General features: G+C 56.8%; 20 protein-coding genes. 14 read left to right on the plus strand and 6 right to left on the minus strand.

The annotated features are described in order from the left end of the window. Positions 1-165: 165 nt before the first annotated feature. Together HP15_RS19985 and HP15_RS19990 are read left to right on the plus strand one after the other, a co-directional pair. Positions 166-2,433 (plus strand): putative bifunctional diguanylate cyclase/phosphodiesterase, encoded by a 2,268-nt coding sequence (locus tag HP15_RS19985; protein WP_014579164.1) that lies wholly within the window; start codon positions 166-168, stop codon positions 2,431-2,433. Between the two features lie 71 nt (positions 2,434-2,504). Next, complete coding sequence (locus HP15_RS19990) at positions 2,505-2,933, plus strand: hotdog fold thioesterase (protein ID WP_014579165.1); 429 nt, start codon at positions 2,505-2,507, stop codon at positions 2,931-2,933. A 17-nt stretch (positions 2,934-2,950) separates the two neighbouring features. On the opposite strand, the gene HP15_RS19995 is transcribed toward HP15_RS19990, so the two are convergent. Beyond that, positions 2,951-3,904: a GGDEF domain-containing protein gene (locus HP15_RS19995; RefSeq protein ID WP_014579166.1), complete on the minus strand. Its 954-nt coding sequence runs from the start codon at positions 3,902-3,904 to the stop codon at positions 2,951-2,953. 75 nt (positions 3,905-3,979) lie between these two features. Next, a complete protein-coding gene (locus tag HP15_RS20000) occupies positions 3,980-5,317 on the minus strand; it encodes an HD-GYP domain-containing protein (RefSeq protein WP_014579167.1) in 1,338 nt (445 codons plus the stop codon). A gap of 163 nt (positions 5,318-5,480) precedes the next feature. On the opposite strand from HP15_RS20000, the gene HP15_RS20005 reads away from it, so the two are divergent. Further along, entirely contained in the window at positions 5,481-6,161 is a 681-nt protein-coding gene (locus tag HP15_RS20005; RefSeq protein ID WP_014579168.1) for a hypothetical protein, read from the plus strand. On the opposite strand, the gene HP15_RS20010 is transcribed toward HP15_RS20005, so the two are convergent. After that, positions 6,158-6,880 (minus strand): sulfite exporter TauE/SafE family protein, encoded by a 723-nt coding sequence (locus HP15_RS20010; protein WP_014579169.1) that lies wholly within the window; start codon positions 6,878-6,880, stop codon positions 6,158-6,160. The genes HP15_RS20005 and HP15_RS20010 overlap by 4 nt on opposite strands. Before the next feature lie 109 nt (positions 6,881-6,989). On the opposite strand from HP15_RS20010, the gene HP15_RS20015 reads away from it, so the two are divergent. Next, on the plus strand, positions 6,990-7,448 hold the full coding sequence (locus HP15_RS20015; RefSeq protein ID WP_081449858.1) for a YchJ family protein: 459 nt from the start codon (positions 6,990-6,992) through the stop codon (positions 7,446-7,448). Between the two features lie 7 nt (positions 7,449-7,455). Here HP15_RS20015 and HP15_RS20020 read toward each other — a convergent pair whose 3' ends face one another. The 3 genes from HP15_RS20020 to HP15_RS20030 form a co-directional block, all read right to left on the minus strand. Next, positions 7,456-7,836: a rhodanese-like domain-containing protein gene (locus tag HP15_RS20020; protein ID WP_008177185.1), complete on the minus strand. Its 381-nt coding sequence runs from the start codon at positions 7,834-7,836 to the stop codon at positions 7,456-7,458. An 84-nt stretch (positions 7,837-7,920) separates the two neighbouring features. Continuing rightward, complete coding sequence (locus HP15_RS20025; protein WP_014579171.1) at positions 7,921-8,295, minus strand: thiol-disulfide oxidoreductase DCC family protein; 375 nt, start codon at positions 8,293-8,295, stop codon at positions 7,921-7,923. Beyond that, entirely contained in the window at positions 8,279-9,631 is a 1,353-nt protein-coding gene (locus HP15_RS20030; RefSeq protein WP_008177188.1) for a CHAD domain-containing protein, read from the minus strand. The genes HP15_RS20025 and HP15_RS20030 overlap by 17 nt, the downstream gene beginning before the upstream one ends. Positions 9,632-9,857: 226 nt before the next feature. Here HP15_RS20030 and HP15_RS20035 point away from each other — a divergent pair, with 226 nt between their 5' ends. From HP15_RS20035 to HP15_RS20080, 10 genes are all read left to right on the plus strand, one after another. Next, complete coding sequence (locus HP15_RS20035) at positions 9,858-11,534, plus strand: methyl-accepting chemotaxis protein (protein WP_041645953.1); 1,677 nt, start codon at positions 9,858-9,860, stop codon at positions 11,532-11,534. Between the two features lie 107 nt (positions 11,535-11,641). Next, on the plus strand, positions 11,642-12,712 hold the full coding sequence (locus HP15_RS20040) for a TRAP transporter substrate-binding protein (protein ID WP_169702193.1): 1,071 nt from the start codon (positions 11,642-11,644) through the stop codon (positions 12,710-12,712). 141 nt (positions 12,713-12,853) lie between these two features. Further along, positions 12,854-13,975, plus strand: a complete 1,122-nt coding sequence (gene potA, locus HP15_RS20045) for a spermidine/putrescine ABC transporter ATP-binding protein PotA (RefSeq protein ID WP_008177198.1) — start codon at positions 12,854-12,856, stop codon at positions 13,973-13,975. Next, the gene (potB, locus tag HP15_RS20050; protein WP_041645954.1) at positions 13,968-14,825 is read left to right on the plus strand and encodes a spermidine/putrescine ABC transporter permease PotB; all 858 of its coding nucleotides are present in this window, start codon (positions 13,968-13,970) and stop codon (positions 14,823-14,825) included. The genes potA and potB overlap by 8 nt, the downstream gene beginning before the upstream one ends. Further along, complete coding sequence (potC, locus tag HP15_RS20055) at positions 14,825-15,595, plus strand: spermidine/putrescine ABC transporter permease PotC (protein WP_041645956.1); 771 nt, start codon at positions 14,825-14,827, stop codon at positions 15,593-15,595. The genes potB and potC overlap by 1 nt, the downstream gene beginning before the upstream one ends. After that, positions 15,592-16,632 carry an extracellular solute-binding protein gene (locus HP15_RS20060; RefSeq protein WP_014579176.1) on the plus strand — a complete coding sequence of 347 codons (1,041 nt, stop codon included), beginning with the start codon at positions 15,592-15,594 and terminating at the stop codon, positions 16,630-16,632. The genes potC and HP15_RS20060 overlap by 4 nt, the downstream gene beginning before the upstream one ends. 156 nt (positions 16,633-16,788) lie before the next feature. Further along, complete coding sequence (locus HP15_RS20065) at positions 16,789-17,868, plus strand: extracellular solute-binding protein (protein WP_049784533.1); 1,080 nt, start codon at positions 16,789-16,791, stop codon at positions 17,866-17,868. A gap of 5 nt (positions 17,869-17,873) precedes the next feature. After that, the gene (locus HP15_RS20070; protein ID WP_041645958.1) at positions 17,874-18,968 is read left to right on the plus strand and encodes an ABC transporter ATP-binding protein; all 1,095 of its coding nucleotides are present in this window, start codon (positions 17,874-17,876) and stop codon (positions 18,966-18,968) included. Beyond that, positions 18,965-19,825, plus strand: coding sequence for an ABC transporter permease (locus HP15_RS20075; protein ID WP_041645960.1), 861 nt, complete (start codon positions 18,965-18,967; stop codon positions 19,823-19,825). Before HP15_RS20070 ends, HP15_RS20075 begins: the two co-directional genes overlap by 4 nt. Positions 19,826-19,829: 4 nt before the next feature. After that, the gene (locus HP15_RS20080) at positions 19,830-20,681 is read left to right on the plus strand and encodes an ABC transporter permease (protein WP_014579180.1); all 852 of its coding nucleotides are present in this window, start codon (positions 19,830-19,832) and stop codon (positions 20,679-20,681) included. Positions 20,682-20,685 lie beyond the last annotated feature (4 nt).

A 20,685-nucleotide genomic window follows, 5' to 3' on the forward strand; every position in this document is an offset into this window, starting at 1 on the left:
TTGTCGGCGGTTTTTTGTAGCAGAAATCTAAAATCCTGTAATACGTAATGAAAGGATACGCATCAGTATGAACTTACCGAAGCTTGGCTTCGTAAATGTGTGGAGAAGCTCTTCTCAACTATCATAAATAAACAGTGGAGCTGTCTAGGGAAGGAGGCCGTAGGAATGGTAAGCGCAGTTACCCGGGAGCAAAAGGAATTTGTTTACAGGCTCTCTCTGGGCCTGGCCCGGTCCAAGATCGACCAATTGGATACCAGCGTTCACAGCTTCATCGCCGAGCTTGGCGATAGGCTCTGTTCAGATCGCGCCTACCTGATCACGTTTGAAGAAGCCACCCAGACCATTTCCATCACGCATGAAGCCTGCAGAAACGGCGTGACACCTCAGAGAGATGCAATCCAGAACGTGCCGATGGCCCGCTTTCAATGGCTGATGGGCCAGTTGCAAACTCTCCCGGTGCTTGTCATCCCCGAAGTCGAAGAACTGCCTTCTGAAGCTGAAGAGGAGAAACTGGAATTCCAACGGGAGGGTATCCGGAGCCTGGTCCTTGTCGGTTTGAAGCTTGAAGGTCAGGTCCGTGGCATCCTGGGTTTCGATTTTCTTCAACAGTCTCGAGTGCTGGATTCCGAAACCGAAGAATTCGTGCTTCAGGTTGGGGAAGTTTTAGGTGCATCTGTCCACCGACAGATCCTGGCCAGTCGTAACGTGAGGTTCGAGAATAGCCTTTATCGTTATTCCGACCAGTTCCCGGGCGTCATCTTTCAGTTCAGGATGTATCCAGGCGGGCATGTAACCTTTCCTTTCATCAGCGAAAAAGTTGAAGATATATTCGGGCTTTCGGCTGATCAGCTGAGTAAGGATGCTCAGCCGTTACTGAACCTGATCAAGGATGAAGACAAGGCATCCTTTTTGGAAAAGGTCGATGAATCTCGTCGGTGCATGACGCCGTTCGAAACGAGCTTCCGAGCTTGCAAGAGCGATGGCACGATGGCCTGGGTGGAAGCCAGGTCGGTGCCCGCCCGATTGGCCGACGACAGCATGACCTGGCACGGCTATTTTTTTGACGTGACGGATCGCAAGCAATCGGAATCCGAGATCGAGAAGCTTGCCTTTTACGACCCACTGACCGGCCTGCCCAACCGGCGCCTGCTCAGGGATCGCCTGGCGCAGGCGTTAACCGGGAGCAATCGGGATCATAATCATGGTGCTCTGGTATTTATTGATCTTGATAACTTCAAGAACATCAATGATTCCGCGGGTCATCTGACCGGCGATGAGCTGTTGGTCCAGGTGGGGGAGAGGTTGAAAAACACGGTCCGGGACTGGGATACCGTTGCCCGGCTCGGTGGGGACGAGTTTGTTCTCATTCTGAAGGGGTTTCCCGCCGAGCCGGCCGATGCTGCTGCCAAGGTCGAGAAAGTCTGCGAGAAAATCCGCGATGCCCTCAACGAGCCCTATGATCTCAACGGCATAGAGTACACAGGCACTCCCAGCATCGGCATTACCCTGTTCTATGATCACGACACTTCCCTTGAAGAGCTTCTGAGCCAGGCCGATATGGCCATGTTCCGCGCCAAGGAGGATGGCCGTAACTGCATCCGCTTCTATGACTGCATGATGCAGAAGAAAGTGTCCGAGCGCCTGGCTCTCGAGTCGGACCTCAGGGTGGCACTGCGGAAGAATCAGTTGGCAGTTCACTATCAGGTACTGGTGAATGAGAAAGGTGAGCCTGTGGGCGCCGAGGCACTGCTTCGGTGGCATTGCCCGGGGCGCGGCATGGTGTCTCCCGCCGAGTTCATTCCTCTGGCCGAGGAAACCGGACTCATTGAATCGGTCGGCTACTGGGTTCTGGAAGACGTTCTCTCGCGGATCGCCAGTTGGAAAGAGCGAGGCGGACCGCTATCAAAGCTCCAGGTTTCGGTCAACGTGAGTGCCAGGCAGTTCCACCTCCCCTCTTTCTGTTCGACTGTGATGGCGCTATTGAGAAAAACCGGTGCGTCCCCGAGAAATCTTAAGGTGGAAATTACCGAAAGCGCTCTTGCCTACGATCTCGAGTTGGTGGAGGAAACACTTCGAACCCTGAGAAGCATGGGAATACGGATCTCCCTCGATGATTTCGGCACGGGTTATTCGTCCCTCGGCTACTTGAAGCGCCTATCTCTGGATGAGCTGAAAATTGATCAGGGGTTTGTGCGAGACATCCTGGATGATCCCAATGATGCGGCTATCGCAGAGACCATCCTGGCCCTGGCCTCTGCGCTCAAACTGTCAGCGGTGGCCGAAGGTGTGGAAACCAAAGGGCAGCTGGAACGCCTTGTTCGCATGGGGTGCACCCGCTTTCAGGGCTACCATTTCAGCCGCCCGCTTCCGGCGCTGGAGTTCGAGAGGTTGATTGAGCAAGCAAGCGGAGATCGAAAGAGAAGGGCTTGGTAGTTCGCATCCTATCTGTATAAACTGGTGCCTTGCTTCTAATCCATTTCAAACAACATTGAGACCAGTCTCTTATGGCAATCTGGACCAGCACCCCGAACCTTGAACACCTTGCCAAAGCCAGCGAAAACACCGCGGTCAGCTACATGGGTATCGAGTACCTTGAAATTGGCGACGACTATGTCAAAGGCCGCATGCCTGTTGATGAGCGTACCGTGCAGCCTTTTGGCATTTTGCATGGAGGCGCATCGGTGCTGCTGGCGGAAACCCTTGGCAGTATGGCGGCCAATTGCTGCCTGAAGAACCCGGACACTGTCGCTGTTGGACTGGATATCAACGCCAATCACATCCGCCCGGTCACCAAGGGCTGGGTGTATGGCACGGCGAGGCCAGTTCACATCGGTAGTGCCACTCAGGTATGGGAAATTCTGCTTGAGAACGAAGAGGGGAAGACAACCTGTATTTCCCGGCTGACCATGGCGGTCACGAAGCGGCCGGGGTGAGTTGCTACGGGTGCGTTTCAGGGCTTGACGCGCACCCGACCCCTGCCAAGGGCCTTTGACTCATACATCGCGCTGTCCGCCCTTGCCATAAGATTCTCGAGGTTTGGCTCGTCCGGGTGAAGGGATGAAATGCCGAAACTGGCGGTTGGCCGGATACGAACATCATGATATCGGACTGGTGTTTCATGCATGACGCCCAGTAGACGTTCTGCCAGTTCCGAAGCCTGAGCCGCATGAGCATCGCCGAGTAGGATCGCGAACTCTTCGCCACCAATGCGCGCCGCAATATCCGCCTCACGAACGTTGCTCATCAGAACCCGCCCCACGTGCCGCAATACTTCATCTCCGGCATCGTGGCCGTGGTTATCATTGATCTTTTTGAAGTGGTCCAGATCAAACATGATGATCGCCAGAGGCGAGCCGTTTCTTCGGGTCTGTTTCAACAGCTGATTGCCCAGTTCGAAAAAGGCTCTTCTGTTGTGAAGCCCGGTAAGGTCGTCCTCCAGAGCAGCGGCCCGGGCCTTTGCATGGGCCTCCTTTAGCGCCAGCTCCATCTCCTTCCGGTCGGTGATGTCTGTAGCAATTTCGAGGCGGACCAGTCGGCCGTCTATCCAGGGAATTGCCTGATCCCGGCATTGGTACCAACGGTTGTCCAGTCGATTCTGGAATTCCCAGATATGCGGGGGAGATGGATTGCCTTCAGAATCAATCAGCAGGTGATTGGTGCAGAAGTCGCAGGGGCTGGCGTTATTCTGCAGGACTTCCCAGCACTTTTTCCCATCTATAGAGCCCCAGATTCTTCGGCCATAAGCGTTCATGTAAAGGAGCTCATGGGTTTCGAAATCAGAGACGTAAACCAGGGCGTCCAGATTGTCGAGTACGGCCCTGAGACCTTCGGCCGGAGTAATCTCCGAAATGCCAGAACCTTCTGGAGCGGCCGGAATGTTGAGAGAGGGAATGCCGGAGTTCATGTTTTGATGTGCCGGAATCTGTTTGAAAAGCAGTATAGCAGGGCATTCCGGGTTAGAAAGTAACAGACTGTCCCTTTATGTGGCGCCAGTACTAAGGCGTGGAGTGGTTACAATCAGCCCCTGATCGACAAACTCCTGGAGTACTATGTTGTAGGTACCATCCGGGACCTCCCGGGCAATGCGGTAGATTTCGCCTGAGGCATCTTCGGGACTGACCTTAAGGTCTACCGTCCGATAGGGGGCCATCACGCTTTTGTCAGACTCCCTGACCAGCAGAACGCAAGGCTTGAGTTTATGCTCCGGCCGGCTCTCCACAACGATGCCAACCTCGCCGTTGACCATCTCGACGATGGACCCTGGCGGGTACACCCCGATCATCTGGATGAAGGCATCCGCCAGCTCTTCATCGAACTGGGTGCCGCGGTGCTTGTGAATAATTTCCAGCGCCTGCATTGAGGCCCGCCCCTTGTCGTAGACCCGGTTGCTGGTAATGGCATCGTAGGTGTCCACCAATCCTATGATCTTGGCAAAGTAGGGGATTTGCTGGGCGTAAAGGCCCCGGGGATAGCCTGAACCATCCATCCGCTCGTGGTGGCTGAATGCCACATCCACGGCGGTGTTCAGGGAATTGCTGGTCCCCATCAGTATGGTGCGGCCGTGGGTGGTGTGGTGACGCATAACGTCGAACTCTTTCGGTGTCAGTGCTCCCGGCTTGTTGAGGATCTCATCGGGAATCCGGGTCTTGCCGACATCATGGAGCAGGCCACACAGGGCCAGATTGCGGATTTCTCCTTCAAGCAATCCAAGGTGTTTGCCAAAGGCAGCGGCCAAAATGGACACATTGATGCAGTGCTCGGCGGTGTACTCATCCTGGTGCTTGATCTTGGTGAGCAGCAACAGGGCGTTTTCATTGCGGAGTACGCTCTCCACACAGTGGTTCACCACTGTCCGGGCATTGTTCAGATCCAGGGTACGGCCAACCCTGAGTCCGGACATGATCGATTTGGCGGTTTTCTGGGCCTCCTCGAAGCGTATGATCGCCGTTTCCATCTCCTGTCCGGCGTCGATTTTGTTGATGTACCTGACACGCTTGCGGGGCGGTACAGGTTTATGGGCATCCTGCTCGGATTCGGTGACCTGTTTTCTGCGGAAAAGCCCCATCAGACCTGAAGACTTGCGGCCGTTGCCATTTCCGTACTTCGGCAACGGTGCGCCATCGATACGACCTTCGATGAACACGAAATCACACTGTGCCCGCAGCGCATCAATGTCCGCCTGGTCACGAATAACAAAGCCCTGAATCAGGAAGTTGGTATCTTCCCAGGGGCGGTCCAGTCGGATGACATGCATGCCGATGGCAAGTTCTGATACGTCGACCTGGCTTTCAACAATTTCCTGATGCGGTGCACTCATACTCTGATCCTGAATCCCTGGAGCACTATTTTGAGGCAAAAAACCTCTGACAGGATGGACCGGATTGCAAAATCTGGTCAAATAATGTTCATTCAACAGGTTGGCGGCCGGTTTCGTCGGGGTTGTGTTTCCGGGCTCGGCGTCGCTCAGAGGGGGTCTTCCAATGACTGACCATCGTTCCTTTCATCTCTGGTGGCTTGCACTGGCTGCGGCGCTTATCCCGCTGTTAACCATCCATATCACGTTTTCCGTTTCAGTGCTGGAAGGGCATGTGGAGCTATGCAATCCATACTGGGACAGCTGCACCAGCATCAGCCGGACTGGTCGTCACGGCACCTCCTACTTCATTTTCAAAGGTACCATGCTGCCGGCGGCTCTGTTGGGCATTCTGTTCTGGTGGCTTAACGGTCGGTGGCTGCGCCAGCTCGGCGTTCATTCCAGCGGTGTGGCCTGGGTCCCCTGGCTGGGCCTGGTGGCCAGCGTCTCGCTCGGCGCCTATACCCTGGCTCTGGGACACGCCGGGGACGGCTTCAACCTGATCCGCCGTATTGGCGTGGTTCTGTATTTCTCGCTCACGTTCATCTGTGAGCTGCTGGTCAGTTCCGGATTGCGCAGCCATCCGTTGTGGAAGAACACGGGCATGAGGCTGCTGAATCTTTGCCAGCTTATTCTGGCGGTAGGCATTCTTTCAGTCATCCTGAATGGCGTGGCGCCCGAGTTCTACAGCCGCAAGGACGATGCATTCGAGTGGATTCTGGCGTTCCTGATCAATGCTCACGCGCTCTGGCTGGCTTTGCTGTGGAAGAAAAACCGATTCCGCGTGCGCCTCTGGGCCGATTCCTAGAGTGAGATCAGCCCGCGAATCAGCGCCGCCGTTCCGGCGATGGCAGCGATACCGAGAATTACCGGGCGAAGCCCCTCGAAGGGCATACGGTGGACCAGCTTGCCTGACAGCCAGAAGCCCAGGAATACTCCAGGAAAAGTAACGGCGAACAGGAAAAGCTCTCGGGTTCCCAGGTAGCCAGAAGCGAGCAGGCCTGACAGGCTCAGCACGCTGGCAGCCAGGAAGAAAGCCGACATGTTGGCCCTGACCAACGGTCCCTTTTCATTCTGGTAAATCAGCGCAATTGGCGGTCCACCCACGGCGGTAATCGTACCCATGTAGGTGGAAGCGGCTCCGGCCAGCACGCTGTTCCGTGCGTTGAGCGCCGGCTTGAGACCGCCAACACTGAGCGCTACGCCGGCAAGAATGAGAATGCCGAAGGTCAGTTCGAAGCCTTTGGTCGAAATCACCAGCAACGTCAGTGCTGCCAGGACTGCCCCGGCAACGCCGCCACCGATGGCAAAACGCACTTCCCTGACCTGCAATGCGCCGCGATTGCGGATCAGCATGAATACAGTGAGCAGAGTGGCATTCAGGATCAGGGGGCCGGGCACTAACACCGGGCTGATCAGGAATAGCAATGGCGCGGCCAGTGTGCCAATGCCATAGCCGGCCACGCCTTGCAGGCAGGCTCCGGCAAGAATGGCAAGGTTGGCCAGAAGAATCTGTAACAGCGACACATCTGTCAAAGGAAATCACCAAAAAGGTCAGGAGAGTAGGCCGGAGCAACGCCGGTTTGATATTGATACACTGCCGGATTACGAGCATAGCCGAAACGATCGAAGCCCGATGATTCTACAGACTGAAAATCGAAACTGCCCCTGCGGAAGCGGTAAATCCTACAGCGAATGCTGCCAGCCTCTCCATCAGGGCGAAGCAGCGTCTACTCCGGAAGCGCTGATGCGATCCCGGTATGCGGCCTTCGTTCTGAAGCTGCCGGATTATCTGAGGGCCACCTGGCACGAGAGTTCACGGCCAGAGACGCTTAGCCTGGAAGACTCACCAGACTGGACCTCCTTGCAGATCCTGGACACCAGCCAGTCCGGCGATCGTGGCACGGTGCTTTTTCGTGCGGTCTACCGCCTGGGCAAGGGCTGGGGGTTTCTCGAAGAAAACTCCGATTTTGTCCGTGAGCAGGGCCGCTGGTATTACCTTCGTGGTGACACCAGCGAGGGCCAGTTGAAGCCCGGTCGCAACGAACCCTGCCCCTGCGGGAGTGGCCGAAAGCACAAGGCCTGCTGCCTGTAAACGCCCGTTACTCGAAGGACGGCAGTTCGGGTTTGGCAACCGGTTTGTTGGCTTCCTGCCAGGCATCAAATCCTCCGGCGATGGACTGCACGTGCATGTAGCCCATTTCTTTCAGGGCTTTGGCACTCAACGCGGCTCGCCCAGATGTCTTGCAGTAACACACGATGTTCATGTCGCGGCTCTCGAACGCCGGATCATTGGTGAACTTGAACTCCAGCAAACCACGGGAAATGTTGACCGCGCCGGGTATGTGGCCGGCCCGGTACTCATCCGCATCACGCACATCGAGGAGTAAGTCAGCGTTCTTGATGGCGTCTTCCGCCTGATCAAGAGGTACTTCCTGAATCTCTTTCCTGGCGGCTTCTACCAGATCATGGGCAGTTTTCATGGTTAAGCTCCTCATACTGATGGAATAAGGTTATACCTCAGGATAAGGGTTTGGGGCGCCAGGCGACACCCCGTACATGCATGATTAAGCGGTTTCGTTATCTCCGATGGCGCAGGCGTATTTGCGCTCATAGCGTTTGTCTGCCCATTTCCCGTAGATGCGCGAGGCAATCTGGAAGATACCTGGCCACAGCAGGGGTTTGAACAGAAAACCAAAGGGCGTGTGGGACCAGGCGCGAACATTTGCGGGCAGGCCGATGACCCATTCGCCGGTCCAGGTCATCAGGTGCAGGCGTCTGAGCAGAGCTTCGTGACTTGGCAGGTTGGCGCTGCCGTCGCGCTGTTCATGGATGTCTGCAAAGATCAGATCGCCACGCTGGAGTTTGCGCAGGGTGCGGATCTCTTTGGCGCAAAGTGGGCATTGTCCGTCGTAAAACAGGGTGTCATAACGGGGCTCCATCGAGTCCTCCAAGGGTCAGAATCTGTTTCCGGGCGTTCGCTTTGTGGTTTCCCAGCGTTTCCACGATTCCATTGAGCGCGGCTGGCAGTACCTCTGGCGCCGCCTGGCGGAACTGGTCGAGAAGCAAAATCTGAACGTGCAGATCCTGGAACCGGCCATAGAGCTCTTGCCGCTCCTTTAACGTTTTCAGGTTGCGCTTCCAGGTTTTTGCATCCAGTTCCATCAGGTAACGGATTCGTTTGAGTTGCTTGCGCAGCCGATGGATATCTTCATCCGGTGAAGTATGCATCAGCTCGGCAGTGCGTTTATTGAACTCCTTGATACGACGTTCCACGGCCCTTCGGATGTCTTTCGGCCGGAGTGTTGCGGCCAATTTCTGAAACTTTCGCGAATCAATCAGATTGCGCCAGTGTTCCAGGCTGTCCTGGTAGCGCTTGCTTTTCAGTCGCTTTGCCAGCTTTTTATGATGGCTGGCGGCTTCGCGCTCGAACCAGATCTGCAAGGCTGCCCGAATTTCCGCGTCATCTGCGCAAAGTTCCGGCAGGTCCTGAAGAAACACGTGAAGGTCGCGCAGTGGGCCCGTTGCCCTTGCATGGCGCTTCAGGGTTTTAACCCCCTTGGCCAGCGACTTGTCACCAGTCACGTCCTGAACCGATTCGGCGATGGCCCGGCTGCGTCGAATCGCAATCCGGTACTGGTGCAGAAATTCGTCATCCAGGCCAAGGGCGACGCCCCGTTCCAGTTGCCTTAGCCGATCAAGTTGATGGTGAAGGGCCTTGGGAATGTCGCTTGCAGGATCGTCCCCCGCGGTTCTGGCTCTCTTTTTAAGCTTTCGTTCGAAGTGGGCGTAGCTGTAATCCTTTGGCGTTATCAGAGTCACCAGTTTGCCCTTGCCGCGACCAATCTGGCGCCAGTGTTTGATCGAAAGCCGGATGTGAATAACGCTGGCGGTGGGTAGCTGTTCTGGGGGCTGCTTCAGTAGGGACTGGGCCAGTTCCAGTAACGCCGGGTTGTGGCCGACCAGGGTAATCTGTGGAGCGTCCGCCTGCTCTTCAAGCCATGCGAGTAGTCGCCGATAGTCGAAGGTATATAGCGCACTCAGGGTATGGTAGCGCTCGGCTGCGACTGTGTCGGGCAGTATGCCTTGCAATGTCGCGACGGCCCGCCTGGCGCTGCTGCTGTATACCTCGCCTTCGAACGCGCCGACAGATTTCAGGGCATTTCCCAACGGCGCCAGTTGGCTGACGCCCCGTGCACTGAGGGGGCGTTCCCGGTCAGAAAGTGTTTCATCGGCCCAGCTGGACTTGGCGTGGCGTACCAGAAACAGGTGCTTCATTGGCCTACCTTCGTAGTGGTCCTTTAGTCTGATTCCCGCTCAAGACAATCGGGTTACTGCCGTTACTGTACCTAGCTGAAAATAATGGTGGAAGGTTTGTCCGTTGGCAGGCGGCTTGGCGAATCAGTACGCCTGCTGAAACCTGCCTTAACAAACTGGAACAGATCACGCCAAGTGGTCCGTGGATAATCCTCACCAACGGAAATTCCCTGGAGAGTTCGGAAAAATGAATGTCTTGAGTAAAGTGAAAATACGCTCGCGCTTGCTGGTGGCAGTACTTGTGCCGGTACTCGTTACGGCGGCAACATTGGCGTGGATCACCGCCAGTCAGATTCAGGCCAATGGTGAAGATGAGCTCAAGCGTCTTGAGAACAGCCTCCTGGAAGCACGGAAGGCTGGTTTACAGAATCTCATTGATGCCGCAGAGGCCGTGGTTCTGGAGGCCAAGAATGACCCATCGATGACGGAGGCGGAAGCGAAGGAGGCGGCAGCGGCGCGCCTGCGCTCGATCCGTTTTGATGAGACGAACTACGTGTTCGCCTATACCAGGGATGTATACAACCTGGCCTATGCCCCGGACCCTTCCAAAGAAGGACCGACCAAGAATCCGGTTGTCAGGGGGTTGGTGGCCGATCTGTTCGCCGCTGCCCGCGGTGAGGGCTTCTACGGCTATGACTGGATGAACCCTGCCTCCGGCAATGAAGAACCCAAGATGTCCTATTCCACCATTATCCCGGACTGGGACTGGATGATCGGTGCTGGTGTCTACATTACCGATATTGACCGGCAGGTCGCTGCTGCTCGCGAGGACATTGAAGCGGGTATGGTGGAGGCCTTGGGCTTTATCCTTCTGGTGACGGTTGTGGTTGTCGTAATTGCTTTGGTGATCGGCGTATTCGTTGGCCGTAGCGTGACCCGGCCGCTGAAGAACGTCAGCAACATGATGCAGGAAATTGCTGATGGTGAGGGCGATCTCCGCCAGCGGTTGCCGGATGAGGGTACCGACGAGCTGGCCGAGCTCGGTCGTCGTTTCAATGCCTTTGTTGTGAAGATTCAGGACACCATGCGAGAAGTTGGCGCCACCACGGATCAGGTGGCGTCCGCGGCGGAAGAGCTCAGCCGGGTCGCGAATGAAACCCGGGCCTCGGTTCAGGAACAGGGCTCCGAGACTGACCAGATTGCCTCTGCGATCAATGAAATGGCCGCGACCATCCAGCAGATTTCCGGCAATGCCAATGAGGTTGAGAGCTCGGCCTCGGACGCCGACCGCATGGCCCGTGAGGGTGGTGAAACCATTAGCAGTGCCCAGGGCGCGGTGAACAAGCTGTCCGAGGAGATCGAGGACACGGCCCGCAGTATCAACGCCCTTGCGGAAAAATCCGATGAGATCCAGCAGGTACTGGATGTCATTCATGCGGTAACTGAACAGACCAACCTGCTGGCTCTCAATGCGGCCATCGAAGCTGCACGGGCTGGTGAGCATGGCCGAGGCTTCTCGGTGGTTGCTGATGAAGTACGCCAGCTTGCAAAACGCAGCGCCGAGTCCGCTGATCAGATTCGTACCATGATTGACGGCTTTGTGACTGAATCCAAGGCATCGGTGGAGCGGATGAACAAATCACGCAACCGTTCAACGGAAACGGTCGAAAGGATCAATCATGCAACCAGCGCGCTGCGAACCATCGAGACCTCGGTTGGCAAGATTCATGATCAGGTAACTCAGATTGCAACAGCCTCGGAGCAACAAAGCCAGGTTGCCGAAGAGATCAACCAGAACGTCGTGCGGATCGTTGATGCTGCCCAGCGCAGTGATACTGGCGTAACCCAGACCAACGAGGCCAGCCACGAACTGGCGCGTCTGGGTGAGAGCTTGCGGGATCTGGTAGGGCAGTTCAAAGTCTGAGCGCGGCTCAGGGTGTTCTGCCGATTGGCGGAACACCATGAGGAAGCTATGATGGTCACGCGAAAGAAATACCTGTTTTCATACCAACAATAATGGAAGCCAACACAATGACAATCCGGAAAACACTGCTTGCGGCCATGGCCGCTGCAGCGACTGTGTTCAGCGTGTCCTCGGTGGCCGAGGAAAACTATACCTTGCGCCTTGCGCAAACCTGGGGGCCCAACTCTCCGGTACTGGGAGAGACAGTTCAGCATATGGCGGACATGGCAGAAACCATGTCAGACGGCCGCTTGCAGATTCGCATAGATCCGTCCAACAAGCACAAGGCGCCTTTCGGGATTTTTGATCTGGTGCGCAATGGCCAGTACGACATGGGCCATACCGCGTCCTATTACTACAAGGGCTCTATCCCGAACGCCATGTACTTCACCACCATTCCGTTCGGGCTGATCGCGCCCGAGATGTACGCCTGGTTCTACCACGGTGAGGGCATGGAGCTGATGCAGAAGGTGTATGAGCCCTACGGCATGCTCTCCTTCCCGGGTGGTAATACCGGTAATCAGATGGGTGGCTGGTTCCGCAAGGAGATTAACTCCCTTGAAGACCTCAAGGGCCTGAAGATGCGCACCCCCGGTTTTGCCGGCGAGGTTATGTCTGAACTGGGCGTTGCCGTGACCAACCTGCCGCCAGGTGAGCTCTATACTGCCCTCGAGCGTGGCACCGTGGACGCCGTTGAGTGGGTCGGCCCTGCCCTCGATTTCCAGATGGGCTTTCATCAGATCGCCAAGTACTACTATTCGGGTTGGCAGGAGCCGGGCGCGGAAGTCCAGTTCCTTATCAACAAGAAGACCTGGGAAGAGCTGCCAAAGGATCTGCAGGAGATCCTGCGGGTTTCCATGCGCACCGCTGCCTATGACATGTACATCCAGAGCACCCACCAGAGTGGTGTCGCCTGGGATCGCATGAAAGAAGACTATCCGGATGTGACTCACAAGGTATTCCCGCCGGAAGTCATTGATGCCCTGCGCAGCACCACTAACCGGTTGCTGGCCGAAGCCGCTGAGAAAGATCCGCTTGCGAAGGAAATTATCGATTCACAGCGTGACTACCTCAAGCAGGTTCGTCAGTGGACCAACATTTCCGACAAGGCCTATCTGAACAGTGTGGCTGAAGACTGAAGCCTGACAATACCTGAGAGCCCGTCGAAGGCTTGAGGGCTTTGTCAGTCAAAGGGGTGCCGGGGCTGTAATACTCCGGCGCCCCTTTTTGTTTGCGTCGGTTTCTGGAAAAATAGGCCGCTCATTCTTTGGGCAGCGCCGATGAAACAGACACTGCTATCCCTGAGCAATCTTTCCAAGCAATTCGGTGGCAAAACGGTGCTCGACGGTCTGGATCTTGAGATCTACGACGGCGAGTTCATTACCCTGTTGGGGCCTTCTGGTTGCGGTAAGACTACGCTGCTGCGCCTGATGGCGGGCTTTGAGCATCCTGACGAGGGCACCATTACCCTGGCGGGAGAAAATCTCACTCACACCGCCCCGGAAAACCGGCCGCTGAATACCGTTTTCCAGCACTACGCGCTGTTCCCCCACATGTCAGTGTTCGACAACGTGGCCTACGGCCTGAAGATGGAAAAACGTCCCAAGGACGAGATTCGCCAGCGTGTCGATGAAGCCCTGGCCATGGTGCAGTTGCAGGATTTTGCCCGGCGCAAACCCCATCAGTTGTCCGGCGGACAGCAGCAGAGGGTCGCCATTGCCCGCGCGGTGGTCAAACGCCCACGCCTGCTACTGCTGGATGAACCCCTTTCGGCCCTCGATTACAAACTGCGTCGCACCATGCAGGTGGAGCTGAAGCGACTGCAGAGAGAGCTCGGCATCACCTTTGTCTTTGTGACCCACGATCAGGAAGAGGCGCTGTCGATGTCGGATCGGGTGGTGGTGCTCAAGGATGGCCTCGTTCAGCAACTGGGAACGCCCCGGGAAGTCTATGAGCGACCGGCGAATCTGTTCACCGCGCGGTTTGTGGGTGAGACGAACTTTTTTCCGGGCACCGTTGAGTCGGTTCAGGACGGTTCCATTAAGGTGGATGTGTTTGGCCTCAAGCGAACACTGCGTCGTCCGGATTTTCCGGTGCAGGCCGAGCAGTCCCTGCATGTCCTGCTGCGACCGGAAGATATCCGGGTTCTCGAGCCTGACGACGAGAACGGCGTCGCAGGCAAGATTGTCGAGCGCAATTACAAGGGCAGCACGCTGGATTCGGTCATCCATCTCGCCGATGGCACCGAAGTTCTGGCCAGTGAATTCTTTGATGAAGATGACCCGGCGTTTGATTACCGGCTTGGAGAGCCCGTAAAAGTCAGCTGGGTTGATGGTTGGGAATGGCTGCTTCCAGAAGAAGCCAGCCAGAGGAGCGAAGAGGAACTGCCGGCCGATGCATAGCATTATGCAGCAGCCGTTCAAAAACGCTGTCCTGATTCTGGTCTGGGGCTGGCTCCTGTTCCTGGTACTGGCGCCGAATCTACTGGTGGTAGGCGCCAGTGTCATGACCCGTGACCCGGTCTCGTTTCTGTCGCTGCCCCTGAACCTGGATGCCTATCGCCAGCTGTTTGATCCGCTGTATCTGGACGTCTTCCTGCATTCCCTGTACATGGCGGCGATGACCACGCTGGTGTGTTTGCTGATTGGCTATCCGTTTGCCTGGGCCCTGTCCAAAGTGGGCAAGCAACGTCAGCTGGTCCTGATCTTCCTTCTGATCGTGCCGTTCTGGACCAACTCTCTGGTGCGCACCTACGCACTGAAGCTGATCCTCGCCACCAATGGGCTGCTGAACAGCGCCTTGATGTCGATCGGGCTTATCGATGAGCCGCTGCAGCTGCTTTACACCGAGGGCGCAGTGATCATTGGCCTGGTGTATCTGCTGTTGCCGTTCATGATCCTGCCACTGTATTCGGTGTTCGAGGATCTGAAGCAGGAGCTGCTGCTGGCTTCTCATGATCTGGGCGCGGGGCGGCTTTCCACCTTTGTGCACGTAATAGTGCCGCTCACATTGCCCGGAGTGCTGGCCGGCGTGATGCTGGTCTTGCTGCCGGCCATGGGCCTGTTCTTCGTTCCGGATATTCTGGGCGGTTCAAGAAACCTGCTGGTAGGCAACGTGATCAAGAACCAGTTTCTCGATGCCCGCAACTGGCCTTTCGGGGCTGCCGCCAGCATCGTGCTGACCGTGACCATGGCGTTTCTCATGTTTGCCCACCGGTTGAGCAAGCGGCGTATCGGTGAGGAGGGCGCGTGATGACAAAGTGGCTGCCCCGAACCTATCTCACACTGGTCTACCTACTGCTTTATGTTCCCATCGTGGTGCTGGTGGTGTTCTCGTTCAACGAGTCCCGCACCGGCTATGCCTGGGGTGGCCTCAGCCTGCGCTGGTACGAATCGCTGTTTAACAACCGGGCCATGGTCACCGCCATGTGGAATTCGCTCTGGCTGGCGCTGTCTGCGGCCACTGTGTCCACGGTGATAGGTGCCCTGACCGCCCTGGCCCTGCACCGGTACCGGTTCCGGGGCAAAAAGCTGCTGAACGGCATGCTGTTTGTGGTGATGATGTCTCCGGAGATTGTCCTGGCGATCTCCCTGCTAGCCCTCTTCCTTCTGGTAGGGCTGCAGCTGGGTTACGTTTCCCTGCTGCTGGCCCATGTCACCTTCTGTCTGCCGTTTGTGGTGATCACGGTCATGGCCCGGTTGAGTGGTTTCGATGAGAGCCTGCCCGAGGCCGCCCGGGACCTGGGCGCTTCTGATTTCACGATGACCCGCACCGTGTTGATCCCGGTGATCATGCCGGCGTTACTGGCAGGTTGGCTGCTAGGGTTTACACTGTCCCTCGATGATGTGGTGGTCAGTACGTTTGTCAGTGGCCCCAGCTATGAAATTCTGCCCCTTCGCATCTACTCAATGGTGCGCGTGGGCCTGAAACCCGAGGTGAATGCCCTGGGCACACTGTTGCTGGTGTTTTCACTGGTTATGCTGATGTTGTCTCAATGGATTCTGATAAGGAGCAAACGATGAAGAAACTGGCACTTGCCGGCTTGCTGGCGGTGGGGTTAACGGGGTGCAGTTCCGAGGAGCCCCAGGTTCTTAACCTCTATAACTGGTCTGAATATATGCCTCAGGAAGTCCTCGACCGTTTCACCGAGGAAACCGGCATCCAGGTGGTCTACACCACCTACGACAGTAACGAGGCCATGTATGCCCGTTTGAAACTGCTGGATGACAGTGCGGCTTATGACCTTGCGGTGCCGTCGACCTACTACGTTAGCAAGATGCGCCAGGAAGACCTGCTGCTACCGATTGATCGCAGCAAGATCGAGGGCTTCGATAACCTGGATCCGGAGCTGGTGAACCTGGATATCGACCCGGAGAACCAATTCTCCGTGCCTTATCTCTGGGGCACCACGGGTCTGGCCGTGGATACTGCAGATATCGAAGGTGAGCCTGTTACTGCCTGGGAAGACCTGTGGGAAGATCGCTTCGATGGCCGGGTGATGCTCACCAACGACATGCGGGAAGTTTTCCACGTTGGCCTGCGGGTGCTGGGCTATTCCGGCAACAGCACCAATCCGGACGAGATCGAGGCAGCCTATGAAAAGCTTGCCGAGCTGATGCCTTCGGTTCGCACCTTCAACTCCGATGCGCCCCGCATGCCCTACCTGGAAGGTGAGGCCGACGTGGGCATGATCTGGAACGGCGAGGCCGTGATGGGCAAGGACACCATGGAGTCGCTCGAATATGTCTATCCGGAAGAGGGTATCATTGCGTGGCTGGACAGCTTCGTTATTCCGAAAAACGCCAAGAATCCGGAAGCGGCCCATCAGTTCATCAGTTTCGTGCTGCAACCTGAAATCTCTGCGCTGATCAGTGAGGAAATCGGTTACGCCACACCAAACCTGGCGGCGCGGGATCTGTTGCCGGACGAGGTTGCAAATAACCGTGCGAGCTATCCGAACGCCACCGACATGATCAATGCCGAGTTCCAGACCGATATCGGCGACGATGCCCTGCAGGTGTATGCCAAGTACTGGGAAATGCTGAAGTCCGGTCGCTAAGGGCGCGGATACCGCATCGCGCTACGGAAAACGGAGGCTTCGGCCTCCGTTTTTTGCATCGGGTTTCACAAAACTGCAATACATGGTCTATAACTTCCTGATAACAAATGGTTAGCAAACTCTTGAACTTGCCATCAGTAAGGACACGTTATGATCATGCCCTCTCGCTCGACACGGAACCGTGCTTTTTTGCTGTCTGCAGCCCTGGCCTCTGCCAGCTTCTCTGCCAACACCCTGGCTGAAGAGCTGCGCCTGATTACCTGGGGTGGCTATGCTCCCGATGATGTGGTCGCCCAGTTTGAGGAGGAGACCGGCATCGATGTGAAAGTAACCCTCTCCAATAACGAGGACATGATCTCCAAGCTCCGAGCCACTGGCGGAGCGGGTTTTGATCTTGCCCAGCCTAGCCAGGACCGCATTGTTGGCGTGCAGCGTCAGTTCAATATCTACAAGCCCATTGATTTCAGCCGCGTTAACACCGATCAGTTGCAGCCGTCCATGGTCAAGGCGACCCAGGACTCCACTGAACTGGATGGCAAGTTTTATGGGGTGCCTTCGGTGTGGGGAACCAGTGGTCTGATCGTCCACAGCTCGGTGGCCGATACCGTGACTGATTATATCGACCTCTGTGATACCGCTGTTGAAGGCCAGGTCAGCTACCGACTCAAGCGGCCGACCCTGATCGGTTTTGCCTTTGCCATGGGGATGGACCCGTTTGCGGCCTATGACAATCGCGACGAGTACGAGACCATCATGACAAAGGTTGAGGACAAGCTGATTGACTGCAAGAGCAATGTGAAAACCTACTGGACCGGCGGCGACCAACTGCTGGCCCTGCTGCGCACCGGTGAAGTGAAAGCGGCCATGGCCTGGGATGCCGGCGGCTGGAAGCTCAACGCCGAAAACCCGGACATCCGGTTTGTGGCCCCCGAATCCGGTGCCCTGGGCTGGATTGATACCTTTGCGATTCCACGTCGCAGCGAGAACGAAGAAGCCGCCTACAAGTGGATCAATTTTGTGATGCAGCCGGAGATTGCGGCCCGTATCACCAATGCATCGGGCAACTTCACCGCCTCGAAAGGTGCCGATGAGTTTGTCAAAGCCGATCTCCGGGACGCTTACCGCGAAAGCTTTGATGACGCCGCCATCAACAATATCAAGTGGTATCCGCCGGTTCCGCCAGGCCTGGAAACCATGGAAGGTCAGGTGCTGGATCGCGTCCAGGCCGCGAACTGATTCCCATGGGAATGGATTCGGACCTGTTCTGTGAGGGACTGGTCCGCCGGTTCGGCAGCAATGCCGCGGTGGATCATGTGTCCTTGGACGTGCCTGCGGGCACGTTTTTCTCGATTCTGGGACCCTCCGGTTGCGGCAAGACCACGTTGTTGCGACTCCTCGCCGGGTTCGATAAACCCGATCAGGGAGACATCCACATCCGTGGCGAGCGTATGAACGATGTGCCCCCCAACCGTCGACCGGTGAACATGGTGTTCCAGCATCTGGCCCTGTTTCCCACCATGACGGTCGGTGACAACATCGCCTATGGGCTGAAGCGCCGGAAAATGCCTCTGGTAGAGCGGCGAAAGCGCATTGCCCGGGTGCTGGAGCAGGTGGGGCTGCCAGATCTGGAACACCGTAACCCCCAGGAGTTGTCCGGTGGCCAGCGACAGCGGGTGGCCCTGGCGCGCTGCCTGGTACTGGAGCCCACGCTCCTGCTACTCGACGAACCCCTCGGCGCCCTTGACCTGAAACTCCGTGAGCAGATGAAGGTGGAGCTCAAACACCTCCAGAAACAGTTCGGCACTACCTTCGTGTACATCACCCACGACCAGTCGGAAGCCATGGTAATGTCGGACCAGGTGGCCGTCATGCGGGACGGTCGATTCGATCAGGTCGCGCCGCCGGAAGAGCTCTATCGGGAACCGGCGACCCCGTTTGTAGCGGGATTCGTTGGCGATAATAACCGTCTGTCGGGAGAGCTTGTCTCGGTTCGCGACAGCCTGGCCGAACTCCGTCTGGATGATGGTGTACTGGTTCAGGGCAGAGTGGCATCGGACAACCTTCAGGCTGGCCACCGGGCTGAACTGTACATCCGGCCTGAATCTCTGGTTCTCTCCGGGGATGCGCTCAGTCCCGGATTCTCGTCGATGCAGGCGAAAGTGCGAACCACCCTGTTCGATGGCGCCAATAGTCGGGTCGAGGCTGAGACCTGCGGGCAACCGGTTTATGCCCGCCTGCCTCAGGATGGCTCGGCACCAAGGCTGTCTGTCGATAGTTCCATCCGGCTGGCCTGGAACCCGTCATTGGCCAGGGTCTTTGGAGCCGAGAGCCTGTGAGGTCCTCAGTCAGTCGCCTATCGCTCTGGTTATTGCTTACCCCGTTCCTGCTCTGGATCGTTTTGCTGGTGCTGCTGCCCCACCTGCAGATGCTACGGGTATCTTTCCTGGTCCGGGAAAGCTGGGACACCCTTGCCTGGGGCCTTGAGCAGTATCAGAACTTCTTTACCGAATCCTATTACTGGCGGACCTTTGTACGCACCGGGGTGATGTCGCTGTTCACGACCTTTCTGACGCTGATCATCGCCTTCCCCATTGCCTGGTATATTGCACGACTAGCCCGGGGCCGCTCCAAGGGCTTCCTGTTTCTGGCCTGCCTGATCCCATTCTGGGCGAGTGAGTTGGTACGTACTTACGGTTGGATGATTCTGCTGCGCGAAAGTGGGCTGTTCAGTTCCTGGCTTCAGGCCCTGGGCTGGGCGGATGGCCCGGTGGAGATGCTCTACAACGATGTGGCGGTCATCATCGGGCTTGTCTACAACGGCCTTCTGTTCATGGTTGTCCCACTGGTGACAACCCTTGATGGCATGGATGAAAACCTGGTGGAAGCCGGTTACGACCTGGGTGGCGGTCACGGCACTGTGTTGCGCGAAATTGTGGTGCCCTGGGCCATGCCCGGTATCGTTTCCGGATGCATCGTGGTGTTCATGCTCACTCTTGGCAGCTATCTGACGCCGGTACTCATGGGGGGCAAGGACAGCGCCTGGTTTACCGAGCAAATCTTCACCCAGTTTATCACCCGTTTTAACTGGGAGCAGGGGGCTGCACTTGGTGTGCTGCTATTGGTCCTGTCGTCGGTCATCGTGTGGCTGGGGCTGAAGATCTCGGGTCAATCGCTGCGAAAGGTGATGGGATGACGTTATGATTCGTTCGGTTCCCCGCTCCCGGCTCTTCGATAGCCTCTATCTGGCCTATCTGGTGGCATTTTTCGTGTATCTGGCCTTACCCCTGGTGGTCACCGCCGTGTTTGCCTTCAACGATGCGCCTTTTCCGTCGCTGCCATGGAAAGGCTTTACCCTGGACTGGTATTTCGCCGATGGCAGTGAGGGCCGCACCGGGCTTTTCCACGACGATGGTCTGCTCACAGCGCTCTGGGTCAGTGCCAAGATCGCCTTCTGGGTGACTCTGGTGAGCGTCGCCCTGGGGTGCGTCAATGCCGTGCTGTTTGAACGGGTACAGTTCCGGGGCAAGGAGTTCCTGTACCTGCTCATGTTGCTGCCACTGGTGATTCCCGGGGTCATTCTGGGGGTATCCATTCTGGTGTTCTACAGTGGTATGGCCAATGATGTTTCATCGGCCTGGGGTATCGAGCTGGATCTTTTCCGGCCTGGTATGACCCTCGTGGTGATGGGGCAGGTCACTTTCATCGCGACCCTGAGCACCCTGGTGATTGCGGCCCGGTTACGCAAGTTTGATCCCCAGCTGGAAGAAGCTGCCCTGAACCTGGGCGCTACGCCACTGGTGGCCTGGTTTACCGTAACCTTGCCCTGGCTTTTGCCGTCCATTTTCGGGGCTGCCGCCATGGCGTTCCTGATGTCATTTGAAAACTTCAATACCACCGTTATGCTCACAGGTAGTGACACGCCGTTGACGGTGGCACTGTTCAACCGTCTTCGGGAGGGGTCGACGCCCGTGCTCAATGCGGTGGCCCTGCTGCTGATGGTTGGATCCGCGCTGTTGGCATTGCTGGTGATGGGGCGTTCCTCACGTTAACGTT

The organism is Marinobacter adhaerens HP15 (genome assembly GCF_000166295.1).
Classification (GTDB): Bacteria; Pseudomonadota; Gammaproteobacteria; order Pseudomonadales; family Oleiphilaceae; genus Marinobacter; species Marinobacter adhaerens.

Bases quoted from the DNA above. Each gene is read 5' to 3' on its own strand.
- HP15_RS19985 (WP_014579164.1), top strand. From the start codon at position 166: ATGGTAAGCGCAGTTACCCGGGAGCAAAAGGAATTTGTTTACAGGCTC.
- HP15_RS19990 (WP_014579165.1), top strand. From the start codon at position 2,505: ATGGCAATCTGGACCAGCACCCCGAACCTTGAACACCTTGCCAAAGCC.
- HP15_RS19995 (WP_014579166.1), bottom strand. From the start codon at position 3,904: ATGAACTCCGGCATTCCCTCTCTCAACATTCCGGCCGCTCCAGAAGGT.
- HP15_RS20000 (WP_014579167.1), bottom strand. From the start codon at position 5,317: ATGAGTGCACCGCATCAGGAAATTGTTGAAAGCCAGGTCGACGTATCA.
- HP15_RS20005 (WP_014579168.1), top strand. From the start codon at position 5,481: ATGACTGACCATCGTTCCTTTCATCTCTGGTGGCTTGCACTGGCTGCG.
- HP15_RS20015 (WP_081449858.1), top strand. From the start codon at position 6,990: ATGATTCTACAGACTGAAAATCGAAACTGCCCCTGCGGAAGCGGTAAA.
- HP15_RS20020 (WP_008177185.1), bottom strand. From the start codon at position 7,836: ATGAAAACTGCCCATGATCTGGTAGAAGCCGCCAGGAAAGAGATTCAG.
- HP15_RS20025 (WP_014579171.1), bottom strand. From the start codon at position 8,295: ATGGAGCCCCGTTATGACACCCTGTTTTACGACGGACAATGCCCACTT.
- HP15_RS20030 (WP_008177188.1), bottom strand. From the start codon at position 9,631: ATGAAGCACCTGTTTCTGGTACGCCACGCCAAGTCCAGCTGGGCCGAT.
- HP15_RS20035 (WP_041645953.1), top strand. From the start codon at position 9,858: ATGAATGTCTTGAGTAAAGTGAAAATACGCTCGCGCTTGCTGGTGGCA.
- HP15_RS20040 (WP_169702193.1), top strand. From the start codon at position 11,642: ATGACAATCCGGAAAACACTGCTTGCGGCCATGGCCGCTGCAGCGACT.
- potA (WP_008177198.1), top strand. From the start codon at position 12,854: ATGAAACAGACACTGCTATCCCTGAGCAATCTTTCCAAGCAATTCGGT.
- potB (WP_041645954.1), top strand. From the start codon at position 13,968: ATGCATAGCATTATGCAGCAGCCGTTCAAAAACGCTGTCCTGATTCTG.
- potC (WP_041645956.1), top strand. From the start codon at position 14,825: ATGACAAAGTGGCTGCCCCGAACCTATCTCACACTGGTCTACCTACTG.
- HP15_RS20060 (WP_014579176.1), top strand. From the start codon at position 15,592: ATGAAGAAACTGGCACTTGCCGGCTTGCTGGCGGTGGGGTTAACGGGG.
- HP15_RS20065 (WP_049784533.1), top strand. From the start codon at position 16,789: ATGCCCTCTCGCTCGACACGGAACCGTGCTTTTTTGCTGTCTGCAGCC.
- HP15_RS20070 (WP_041645958.1), top strand. From the start codon at position 17,874: ATGGGAATGGATTCGGACCTGTTCTGTGAGGGACTGGTCCGCCGGTTC.
- HP15_RS20080 (WP_014579180.1), top strand. From the start codon at position 19,830: ATGATTCGTTCGGTTCCCCGCTCCCGGCTCTTCGATAGCCTCTATCTG.